The organism is Ensifer sp. D2-11 (assembly GCF_054161295.1).
This window is the reverse complement of sequence record NZ_CP096435.1, coordinates 1110627-1121450: the sequence shown is the minus strand read 5'-3', so window position 1 is coordinate 1121450 and position 10824 is coordinate 1110627. Positions and strand designations below refer to the sequence as shown.

At 56.3% G+C, this 10824-nt stretch carries 13 protein-coding genes; 2 read left to right on the top strand and 11 right to left on the bottom strand.

The window, feature by feature from the left end; genetic code table 11:
• Nucleotides 1–33 precede the first annotated feature (33 nt).
• A complete protein-coding gene (locus tag M1D34_RS31035) occupies nucleotides 34–369 on the top strand; it encodes a DUF3223 domain-containing protein (RefSeq protein WP_498785173.1) in 336 nt (111 codons plus the stop codon).
• A gap of 646 nt (nucleotides 370–1015) precedes the next feature.
• Here the strand turns inward: M1D34_RS31035 and M1D34_RS31030 are convergent.
• Nucleotides 1016–1123, bottom strand: a complete 108-nt coding sequence (locus M1D34_RS31030; RefSeq protein WP_324765442.1) for a YHYH domain-containing protein — start codon at nucleotides 1121–1123, stop codon at nucleotides 1016–1018.
• Nucleotides 1124–1298: 175 nt separating this feature from the next.
• Between M1D34_RS31030 and M1D34_RS31025 the strand changes: the two genes are divergently transcribed.
• Nucleotides 1299–2111 (top strand): thermonuclease family protein, encoded by an 813-nt coding sequence (locus M1D34_RS31025; protein WP_498785171.1) that lies wholly within the window; start codon nucleotides 1299–1301, stop codon nucleotides 2109–2111.
• 71 nt (nucleotides 2112–2182) lie between these two features.
• Here the strand turns inward: M1D34_RS31025 and M1D34_RS31020 are convergent, their stop codons facing one another.
• The 10 genes from M1D34_RS31020 to M1D34_RS30975 all read right to left on the bottom strand — a co-directional run bounded on the left by M1D34_RS31020 (nucleotide 2183) and on the right by M1D34_RS30975 (nucleotide 10764).
• The gene (locus M1D34_RS31020) at nucleotides 2183–2842 is read right to left on the bottom strand and encodes an SH3 domain-containing protein (protein WP_498785169.1); all 660 of its coding nucleotides are present in this window, start codon (nucleotides 2840–2842) and stop codon (nucleotides 2183–2185) included.
• A gap of 3 nt (nucleotides 2843–2845) precedes the next feature.
• Nucleotides 2846–3781 (bottom strand): hypothetical protein, encoded by a 936-nt coding sequence (locus M1D34_RS31015; protein WP_498785167.1) that lies wholly within the window; start codon nucleotides 3779–3781, stop codon nucleotides 2846–2848.
• A gap of 107 nt (nucleotides 3782–3888) precedes the next feature.
• Nucleotides 3889–4761 carry a hypothetical protein gene (locus M1D34_RS31010; RefSeq protein ID WP_498785165.1) on the bottom strand — a complete coding sequence of 291 codons (873 nt, stop codon included), beginning with the start codon at nucleotides 4759–4761 and terminating at the stop codon, nucleotides 3889–3891.
• Entirely contained in the window at nucleotides 4758–5477 is a 720-nt protein-coding gene (locus M1D34_RS31005; RefSeq protein WP_498785163.1) for a PP2C family serine/threonine-protein phosphatase, read from the bottom strand. The genes M1D34_RS31010 and M1D34_RS31005 overlap by 4 nt, the downstream gene beginning before the upstream one ends.
• 47 nt (nucleotides 5478–5524) lie before the next feature.
• A complete protein-coding gene (locus tag M1D34_RS31000) occupies nucleotides 5525–6205 on the bottom strand; it encodes a vWA domain-containing protein (RefSeq protein WP_498785161.1) in 681 nt (226 codons plus the stop codon).
• 39 nt (nucleotides 6206–6244) lie between these two features.
• Nucleotides 6245–6853, bottom strand: coding sequence for a His-Xaa-Ser repeat protein HxsA (gene hxsA, locus M1D34_RS30995; RefSeq protein WP_498785159.1), 609 nt, complete (start codon nucleotides 6851–6853; stop codon nucleotides 6245–6247).
• Nucleotides 6850–7938 carry a His-Xaa-Ser system radical SAM maturase HxsC gene (gene hxsC, locus M1D34_RS30990; protein ID WP_498785157.1) on the bottom strand — a complete coding sequence of 363 codons (1089 nt, stop codon included), beginning with the start codon at nucleotides 7936–7938 and terminating at the stop codon, nucleotides 6850–6852. Before hxsC ends, hxsA begins: the two co-directional genes overlap by 4 nt.
• Complete coding sequence (gene hxsB / locus M1D34_RS30985; protein ID WP_498785155.1) at nucleotides 7935–9344, bottom strand: His-Xaa-Ser system radical SAM maturase HxsB; 1410 nt, start codon at nucleotides 9342–9344, stop codon at nucleotides 7935–7937. Before hxsB ends, hxsC begins: the two co-directional genes overlap by 4 nt.
• A complete protein-coding gene (locus M1D34_RS30980; RefSeq protein ID WP_498785153.1) occupies nucleotides 9325–9573 on the bottom strand; it encodes a hypothetical protein in 249 nt (82 codons plus the stop codon). The genes hxsB and M1D34_RS30980 overlap by 20 nt, the downstream gene beginning before the upstream one ends.
• A 45-nt stretch (nucleotides 9574–9618) precedes the next feature.
• Nucleotides 9619–10764, bottom strand: a complete 1146-nt coding sequence (locus M1D34_RS30975; RefSeq protein ID WP_498785151.1) for a hypothetical protein — start codon at nucleotides 10762–10764, stop codon at nucleotides 9619–9621.
• Nucleotides 10765–10824 lie beyond the last annotated feature (60 nt).

Sequence of the window (10824 nt, the reverse complement as noted above, 5' to 3'; positions counted from 1 at the left end):
TCGAACTTTACGTTTGGCCCAAGAGGATAAATCATGCCGAAGAAGCCGGTGAAGCTCCCCAACGGGTCAACGTGGGCGTCTCAGGGGGATGCAGAAGAGCACTTCCGTAGAATCCGTGACAAGTTTCCGCCGGGCACCCAGATCGGTCCGGGACCAGATTACGAAGACCTTCTCGCGCTGCTGACGCTCTATGATATGAACTGGCCGGCGGAGGAGTCGAAGATCGGTTCTGGCGTTAGCTACTTCGAAACCCGCGTCAACAGGACCAACGGTGGTAGGACGATCGGCTTTTGGGTTGCCAGGACGGATGGCAGTTTTCTTGACTTCAGTTTTATCGAGGCGATCGCTTGGGCATCTCGGCAATCGTGAATCCTGCGCCGCCGTTGAGCAACGGGAAAGATCGAGGCTGGCGCAGAATGTTAATTTCACGGACAGTTCGCTCAGTTCTCAGGGAGTAACAGCAGCTTTTCACTGACGCACAGGGCGATCATCACCTAGTCTGGACGCGCGGATCCGGCGCGGCGGCACAGATTGTGATTACGCTAGCGTACTTCGCGCTCATCCTCTGCGGCACGATCGCGCGCAGGGCTGCCAAAAGCCGCGTACAGGGGGGCCTTTCTCGAGCGGCGGGCTGGCCAACTAGCGAAGTGGGTTCAACGAGTTTTCGACAATAGCTTACCGGCGTCAGGGACGAGCTGCACGAACGTCCGCTTTCCGCGTCTGATTGCCGAAAGCAGAAGGACGGCTTCCGGCCCGAAATCGGTCGTTCCATCCACGCCGGTCTGATGTCCGTTACTGGGAAGTTGAGACGGAGGGATTCGTAATAACAGGGTCGTTGGTTCTTATCCCTTCAAGGCGAGGGATAAGAACCTATGTTCCGGATTTGCGGCATATTGTCGGCTTCCGATCGTCTCAGGCCATTTGGATCATGCTGTCCGCCCTTGACGTCGCGTGACCCTTCGGCGGCCGCTTTCTCTTGTTTGAAACACCAGGCCTCGCAAGCGGGCCTGGATTATCAATGACAGTGGTAGCTTCCCGTCTTGTGATTGGTGTGGCACCCGTTTTCGTCCGTTCCCCCACTGTGGGCGAAAACGTACGTGGCACTGCCCAAAAGGATAAGCATTGCCCCGGCAAGTTTAGTCAACTTCATGATGTCTCCTCCATTGCTATGCAACCTAAGCACAGCGGAGAGATGGTGTCGATACTAAATTAGAAGTTACAGGACTTCTTGGGTTTGATAGGTTATCGGGGCGTACCCTAGGGGCCGACAAAAGGAGCAGTCACTTCGGCAAACCAAGGTGGACTTCGTGTCGGGGACAACTTTGCTAAGCGAGATCGAAGTCACATATTTCCGCAGCCGCATTGACGATGTCCTGCGGGAAGGGCGAGCGACCGCATGGCAGCGCCAGTTTTTGATGGACATGCGCCAGAGGATCGAGCGCTACGGAACGCGCACGCGACTCAGTGAAAAGCAAATGTCGACGCTGAGGAAGCTGACAAAGCTCCGTGGCCAAGCTAATCTCTCGTTCATCAAACCGATGGCCGCGAACAGAGGATCTCAGAACCATCGGCTGCCGCATTGGCGAAAGGCAGGTCGACGACGTTGGAGCTATAGAGAAATCAAGTTTTTTGTGTTGCTTCTGCTGATGATCGCGATTTTCGGCGGACAGGCGCTCACGGGGTGGCTACCGAAGAGTGATCTCGGTTCCTTTCAGACCGCAACTCCGCCCCACAATTTCGCTACTCAATTATTCACAGTCACCGACGGCGATACAGTTCGCATGAGTGACGGTACGCGCGTTCGACTTGTTGGATTCAATACGCCAGAAAAATTTGAACCCCAATGTTCGCGCGAGGCAGCACTTGGCGCCCGGGCAAGCGAGCGCCTGAGGGAACTCGTCGCGTCCGGAACGCCGACAGTGACGAGGATTGCCTGCTCCTGCAAACCCGGGACAGAAGGTACGGACAAATGCAATCACGGCCGCCGCTGCGGAACGCTTCGGGTCGATGGTCGCGATGTCGGAGACATCCTGATCTCCGAAGGTCTTGCGGTCCCGTTTGTTTGCGGCGACACCAGCTGCCCGGCCACGCCTCGGCCGTGGTGCGGCTAGCGCACGCGCCTAACAGCCGACGCGGGACCTTCCAGCTCAAATAGCTAGGTGATATGCCTCACAGAGTGGCGTTAGTTCGCAGTTCGCGAGACGTACGTTCCGTTGACCCAGCCCTGCCGGCCAGACGCATCACGCACGTGCAGCCAACCATTCTCCTGTTCGAGAATGACTAGTGTGAGCCCGGTCGCGAGAACGTCGACCAGGAGGTATTTTGCGGCCGGACCCTCGCGCATGTTCAAGTTCGTGGTCGTAACACCCGTCTCTAGGTTTGTCGGGCTAGCATCGTTGTTCGGCGCTGCTTCCTCTCCGGAATCGAAGAGCTTCGGCTCCGCTTGTATCTCCCGGGTTTGCAACGAGGGCAAAGGGACACTTGGAGGCGGTTGCTCGGCTTGGTCGGCCGCTGCAGCTGCAGGCATAGCAAGCGCGACCTGAGCAGCAGACTCGAATGCCGCCTTGAATTCCGCATCTATGTTTCTGAATTGCCGTTCGGCCGGGAGGGCATTGGAAGTGGTTTGGCCTATCTTACCAACGTCGCCGGAACTTGGCTCTGGGGTTCCGGATGGAATCGACTTCTGATTTGCCGTTTCGATCGACGGTCGGGTTGGTTCACGACGGCTGGCCTCGATGGTCGATAAGGCAGGGCGCTTAGGTTTTGCCGACAAATTTGCTAGTACCGTAGCCGAGACGGTCATCCCCACAATAATCCAGAAATTTCGATAGGTGACTGCCATCGATCAGATCGTGCCCATATCAACTTCGAGCTGCTTCAGCCGCTGATAGGCTTCGATCAGTCCTCGAGGGGGCGACGTTACGAGTGCGCGCGCATCGTCTGCCAAGCGGCGAAGCTCATCAGGCGCGCGATGAAGCTCCCTTTCCAATTCGGCGCGCTTCTTTCCGATTTCGGTCTTAATTTGCTGAATTGCCTGCGGATCCGTTGGAATCGCGTTGTTGAAAACGAATTTGCGCTCGATCGAGCGTGCCCACCCCATGACATCTGCAGCAAGCGACGGTCCGAAGCCGGGAACGCTGGTTATCGGTCGCTGCATGACATCCCACGCATCTTCGAAGCCGAAAGATGCCAGCGTCGCCTTACGGCCGGGGCCGATTTTGGGGATTTTTGCGCGCTCGATCAGATGCGATTCCATATGTTTCTGCATCTGGAGTTGCCGCTTCTTTTGCTCAAGCGCCCTCAATTTTGTTTGCTCCTGCGCAGGTAGCTCCGAATGAGCTGTTGCCACGCTGAGGTAGTGATTTCTTCTTTCTTCGAACTTCCCTGGTCCTGCGTGAGTCATCCATGTCTTCCGCTCTGACTCCCAAACGGATTGGGCGCTCGCATGCTCGGCGGCAAATGTTCGCGTTAAATCGAGAGAGCGGAGGGTCAGGAAGCCAGCGCCGGCCATAAGCGCCGCTCCCCAAAAGCCTTGAATGGACGTCATCAGGTAGAAGCCGATAAGCAACGCAATAATGCCCGCCACAGCGGTAATCGTCCTTTCGGATCGGGCCTGTTGCCCGGCTACGGACATCGTCACATTCAAGAGCGGCCCGACAACCTTCTCCGGTTCTGGCGGCCTACCAGGTGCTGGGATGCCGCGGATCGCCGTTAGGAGTTGGCCGATATCCATGATCGGGGCGTTCGGCGAATACTGCGCGACGAACAATGAACGACCCATCGATCTTTCGATCGAGCACCAGGGGCAGGAAGAGAGACTACCTCCGTAGGAATGGGCCCGATCGGCCGTGCACGTCTTGAGACCGAATTCGACTGACGTCAGCAGCGTCACCCATTCCGAGGCGAGCGGACGGCCGTTAGTATGTTTCCCAGGCAATCGGAAAGCTTTTTCGAATGCGCCCCCAGTTCCCTCCCATAGTCGTCAAGCGTAGGAACGTAGGGCGGCGGCTCCATCATGGTTTCCGCGCGGCGCTCGCTATAGGCGAAGCGGCCTTCTCCAATGGCCTTTCGAATATCCATGTCGCCCTTGCCGCGATAGCGCCCCGCGAAGGGATGCCGTCCGAGAAACAGCAACTGGAAAAGTAGGACAGCCAAACCGAAATTATCGTGGTTGGGCATGCGATCCGTTCGGTCGAGCGATGCGCCCTGCAGTTCCGGCGGGGTATACTCCGGAACGCCGACAAGACATCGGTAGAGCTTTGATTGCGAGCGGAATTGAAACGAGTCGCTGTCGATCAGAGTGACGAGCGCCTTCTCGGACACGAGGACGCCGGAATGGTTGATATCGCCGATTACACATCCGGTCGCGTGCACACTTGCGATTGCTCGCGCCAGATTGATGGCGGCTCTAACCAGGAAGGTTGTGTCTGCCGTCGGAAACTCGGTCTTGCGGCTGGCCGGCCCATAAAGATCATGAACGCTTTTGAAGCCGTTCACCTTCTTCATAGTGAAGCCCAGGAACTCGCCGCGTTGGGATTTCAGCGTGTCGATCGGAAATGCAACGAAAGTCGTGCTCATGTGCAGGCGAGCCGAAACCATCGATTCGACCTTTTCTCGTCGATCGGCTGCCTTGCCGCGAAGATAAACCTTTGCAACGAGGTCGGGTGCCTCGACGATGTGGTGGACAGCTCCCTCTCCACCCTTCGCGACGAGGCCGCCGAGCGTCAACTTTCGACCATCGGACGATACGACCACGGTCATGTTCTGACGCCAAGAATAAGCGATTTGTCGTCGTCGGTGCGGTCGCACACGCTTGGACTATCGAGATAGTCTTTCAACGCCGCCGAGAGACCTCTGTCCGGTCCCTCCACGAGTGAACCTTTCAGCGGCGCTAGCATCCGATTGAAGAATGGCGCATGCGCCGATTGCGTAGCTTGCTCAAGCACAAGACGCTCGATGCCGTCAGAAAACAAGGCGAATTCGTCGATGGCCTCGTTAATGCGCAGGTAGTTGAGCTTGGCTTGGGGATCGTCAGTCACAAATGCTGTTGTCGACGCGTATTCACCATGGTAGGGCCAGGAAGGCACTTCCCATCCGTCCGATCCCGCCTTCTTCCAGACTGCCGCGCCATCGCCGATATGGATCACGATCGACGTTTGTGGGCTGGCGAGTACCGCCACCATTGTTGAGGCGAAGTCCCGGGGCCGAAGCGCCTTGGCGTTCGCCTTGGCGTTTAAGGCCTCCCGGATCTCGTCGAGCCAGTGCCAGACATCCTCTTCCACCAGTTCTTCAAGGGGCTTGCTGACCAGAAACTCTCGGCATGCCCGTAAGAACGAAAGACACACGAGCTTGGATCCGACTTCCGCGTGTGACGCACTCCCGGCTCCGTCAGAAACGACCGCCGCTATGATCGGGCCTTCCGGCCGAATGAACAGCTTGGCGCTTGCGAAGTCTTCGCAGCGGGTATCCGTCTTCATATGCGAAGTACCAATGGACCGTGCGCATGCCCATCGCCAACTGCTGGTCATGCAATCGAAGCCCATCCGTCCGGAGTAGCCGGGTTTGCTAGCGGAACAGCGTCCCCTGGATTGGAGTGGGATACTGAGCCGAGTGAGCTTGAAAGCCAGGAAAACAGATCACGAAAGCGCAGTTCCTTCAGCGCCAACGGCTGTCGAACTGAAATCTGTGACAGGATCTCCATGTTGGCGCCCTGCACACCGACCGCAAAGAACGAAAACGCCTTCTCGGCTTCACCCGCCTTCACCGCACTGGCGGCGTCGTGCCAAGCATCTGTGGGCGCGCCATCCGTGATGAGAAAAACCCATGGCCGATAGTAGGAGATCCCGTTCTGTTTGTAGCTGTCTTTTCTCTGCCGAAGCATCTCAAGTCCGGTCTCTATCGCGCGTCCCATCGGAGTGTCGCCTTGTGACGAGAGCTCAGGCGGGTTCCAGTGATGAATGCCCTCGAAGTCGTTAGCGACCGAAACTGGCCCAAAAGTAACAATACCTACTTCCACCCTCTTGGCAGCCAGGGAGTCCGCGTAGAGCTCGTCTCTGAATTGGACGAGACCTTCGTTCAGTTCCTTCAGTGGCGCTCCTCGCATCGAACCCGATACATCGAGCAGCAAAAGGCAGGGACACCGTGGTTCCGGGTTATCGACGAACTCGGTACCTTCGAAGGGTTGCTGCTCAAATGGATTGGCCATAGTCTGTTCTTTCAAAAACCGTTGGGATTGGTGGGTTGATTAGTTCGCGACGATGCCGAAAGTATTGAGCACCTCGGGTGTGATCGTTCCGGTGACCTTGAGATTGTAGTCGGTCTGCATCGCGACGAGCGCCTTCTTGCAAGCCGGTCCGACCTGCCCGTCAATCAAACCTTCGTAATAGCCATAGGCGGTAAGGGCGGTCTGAACCTGCATAACGATGCGCTTGAATTTCGCGGTATTTCCCGGAAGCGTCTTGAGCGGCGTGGCTGTCACCGGATCGGAAGTGACTGGATAGGTAGGGGTCGCCGAGACCGTGGGTTGGGTAGCAAACGAACCAGACGGAGCTGTGTATACTGTAGAAGGTGCCGTGTAGACCGTGGATGGTGGCGAGTAGACTGGTGCACTCCTTCTGTAGGTGTAGCCACCGCCACTGCTTGATCGATGGCTTGAATGGGAGCTATGGGAGCGGTGGGAGCTATGTGAGCGATGCCCGGCGAGCGTGAAGATGTGCCTCAGCCTCAGGCGCTCCAAAACCGAAGTGCCGGGATTTTTCTTGGAAACAATCTCGCCAATAGGCATCGCCTCAGATTTCGATGGCAAAAAGCCCGCCACCAGAAGCGACGGGATCATAAACAGGCGAGATTTCATAACGGCCCCAGAAATGCAAACCCCTCTGCATGACTATACCATTGAAAAAAACCACCACAAGTTTCCTTGGCGCGACAATTCAAACAGAAGTCTAGGTATTTCCTCTTCCAATCGGAGATCGTTGAGGGAGCAAAATCCTGATAAGCGGGCGGTACTGAACACAATGGAAAATTATAGAGCGAGGCCTTGAGACCGCGAGCGGTTGCGATATCGACCGCTCGAGCAATCTGCTCGAAATCGCCCGATGTGTCTCGAAACGTCTCCTTCCAGTTCATCCGGGCATAACCGATCCGCTCCAGCTGCATGATAGCCCAGACCGCCAAAAAGCTGAGACGAGTGGACACGTAATCTGCCAGGGCCGGAAGATCCTGCCAGTTCTGTTGCATGACCACCGTTCGCAGTTCGAGGGAAGCCCCTGCACGCATCAAGATCGACAATCCCTCTTCGAGGTTGGCGAATGCTCCCTGTTTGCCCACGATCCGATCGTGATTTTCAGGTGTGGCCGAATAGAGCGGAACGCCCCAGAGCACGCGTTCGTGGTCAAGACGCTGCAGTCTTTCTAGGTCGGCTGGGGAAAAATGCTGCGCATTGGTCAAGACATGAAACCCGATGTCGGGACGCTGCGCCTTCACTTCTTCAAGCATGGAGAACAGCCGCTCCTTATGAAGCAAGGGTTCGCCGCCCGAAACGCCAATCATTGCGCCCTGCGGGGCAAGTGACGCAGCGAGGGTGAATTGCTCGAACAGATCGGTGTGATACTTCTTGGGAGGCTGCGAGCACATCACACATAGCTGGTCGCATTGCTCCGTTACGAGAAGTGTGTTGTGAGCGGAACCGGCTCGGATAAGGCGATGCGCCGTTGTCTCGCCTGGCAACATCATCAAGATGTCACCGTCGATAACCTCGTCGGAGATCCCATACACGCCGAAGGAGAAACCATTAAGGTCGTACTCGCGGCGATCGGGCGTAACTTCAGCAAGAACCGCGTCATGATCCGACCGAGCAGGCGACCCCGATCCTTGCAGGCGGACGACCAAGGGCTCGTCGATCGGTAGTGGGTCGACCTTCAGGCGCAGGCTGATCATTGATGAACCTTGGCAAGAAGCGGATCGAAGTGAGGTGTGCCAGCCCAAAGCGCCAACGTCTTTTTGACCTTTGGATCATCCGAATAGATCATCGCGAAAATCCTGTCGAAAATCGACGTATGGCGCTGACAGAAGTCGGTCATATGCTTCGGCATGTCGATCCGCCCGTATCGTGACATGTCATCGATCAGATCAACTCCGCAGAAGGCTTGGTAGGGGCAGTGAACGCAATCAGGATGGAAGTTGTTGAGCGCTTCAGCGTTGAGGCGATCGATCGTTTCTGCGGAAATCCCACTGAAGACGTCTCCCATGGACAGATCGAACTGACCGATGCGAGTGACCATCCGGGCTTCATCCGTCGGGTATATCTTGCCGTCATAGTCGATCACTACATAGCTGTGTCCGACGATGTTGGGGTTGCGGAGATCTACATGGCCGTTGTGTCCGGATCGCAGCACCCGTCGAAGACAGTGGACGAAGTAGTATTCCTCGACCGGGATCTCAGAGGACCAATTTTGCTCGATGACCGCGTCAATGAAAGAGGCGTGATATTTGCTCCAGGCGTCGGCACTTCCGCGGGCATCGAACTTCTTTCTCGCAAAGCCCTGGTAGTTTACGGGTCGCAGGTAGACGGATCGAATACCATATCTGAGGAAGGTCTCGATGACTTCTTGCGGCGAGGGGGCATTGTGCGGATCGATCGTTGGCAAGGCGGAGATCTTTTCCGGCCCCAAGCGGTTCACAGCGAAATCGAGGTTTGAGAAGAATTGATCCGTCTTGCCGGGCGAGATTGTCCGCTGCTTTTGATGCGTTATGCGATTGCCGTCCAAAGACGTGCTAACAAAAACGTCGTCTCGTCCGAGCAGGTCCCAGGCTTGGTCGCTGACCTCCTGCAGATTCGTACAAATTACGAACTCGCAGGCATCAAATCTTTGCCTGCAGAAATCACGAATCCTCTCGATGACGTCGAGGCGCAAGAGTGGCTCGCCGCCCTGGAACTCGACCTTGATTTTCCTAGCCGAAAGCGAGCCGAGAAATCCGATCACCGCTTCCACTGTGGAGGCGTCCCAATCGAAGCCTGGAGTGGCTTCGTTGACACGCGAGACTTGGCAATAGCCACAGGTCAAGTTGCATCTGAGCGTAGGGACCAGAATGACATAGTCCATTTCTCGCGGCAGGTAGAGCCGCTCAGCAAAACGGTGTTCGAAACCCGAATATGCCAGATCACCGACAGCATTGTAGGCGTGGCCGTTCCCACGGAGGAACGCGAGATCGCCGGATGTCAATTGATCGAACGCATAGCGGCGCAAGAAAGCATGGTCGGACTTGAAGTATCCGCCGGCGTCGTCCGCAAAGAGAAGGAGCCCATCCGGATGCGGCCGGAATTTAAGCGGAACGACTGACAAATCCCGTCACCCCTTCGATCAGCATTGTCCGAAGCGGCAACGTTTCGCTGTAGATCTTCTGTCGGTAAAGGCAAAACATGAAATCCTGCACGAGTGCGGTCATTCGGTCATTGGAGGTCGTCAGTGTCACCGACTGCTCGCTTATACTCAGATGGACGTCCGGATAAAGATAGCGAAACCGAGCAGCTGCGTCCGCCAACCAAGGACAGAGTTCGGGTTCGACGGTCAAGGTTCTCTCGTAATCTGCACGATCCATTGATGCCGCGCCTTCCTGTCAGTTTCGAAGATTCTGAGCGATCGAGTTGTAGCACGACTCCGTTGGTCCCACGTCGTGCTCCAGCAAGGAAATCCATTCACCGTCATCCATAGTGAAGAACTGCATGTGGCATTTGGAAGCCGCGCCTCTTGCCGATTGCGTCACCAACAGCCGACTATCGATTTGGTATTTAAGGTCGAGATACTGGGCTGCCTCGTCATCGATGGGAATGCGCGAAACCTCGCCGGTCCTGACGCTTGCAAGATAGGCGATGGAGCATCCTGTGCCGCAGCCCACTTGGATCACGGCGTATTCGCCAGCGAAGTTCGGGCCGCCCGCCATGCCCTCCGAGATGCGAGTTTGAAAGTTACGTGCAGAGGCATCCGTGAAGTAGGGAGCATTGATCGGCCCATTGTAGATGCGATGTACCGGAAGCTGTGAGGGGGAGATGCGGGCGAGGGAGATTTGCCGTGGCTCATCAACCTGTAACATCGCATTTTGCCACATAATGGGTGCGTACCCCACATCGTAAACGAGTTCGCGGCCGCGCGTAAGCTTCAAATAGTCGACGTCGGCGACCACCGTTGTTTCGAGCAACGCCACACCATCCAGGTGGGCGTACATGTCTTCACCGAACCGCTGCTTCAACTCACGTAGGGAGGATGCGGATATTTTGGAGACAAACGAGGCGATGGTTTTGGTCCCCTGAACCTCATAAGAACTGACAATAGTCACTCCACCATCCGGTGTAGCGGTTACGGGCGCGACGCCTGTGAAGAGCAAGCCCTTGCTACCAAAAAGAGAACGTACTTCGGAGAGGCTTGTTTTTCCGAATTCAAATTTCCCAAACTGCCCCGATGCTCCAGGCTGAGAAAGCCGCCGGGTGGCTTCAATTTGGACGATCTTCTTTGACCCGTTTTCGTAGGTCGCCCTCACATCGATTCCGTTGGGGCTCGGCAGCTGGAGCATCGTGTATTCGGCTGTAGGATTTGACGAAGCAACTTCCTGGTCAGCCACAAATTTGGAAGCGTCTTCGCCGATCGCACGGCCTGCAACAGTCTGAGCGTACGATGGAGACACGGTGACGATGGCACTGACGCAGGCACCTAACGCTACGAATGTGAGGCGGGCGAGGTTAGCCCATCCAAATCTCTTCGATCTCATCGCTCAGTAGGTCCACAGTGACATGCGCAATTCCTCCAGCAATGTTACCGCCGAGCCGAA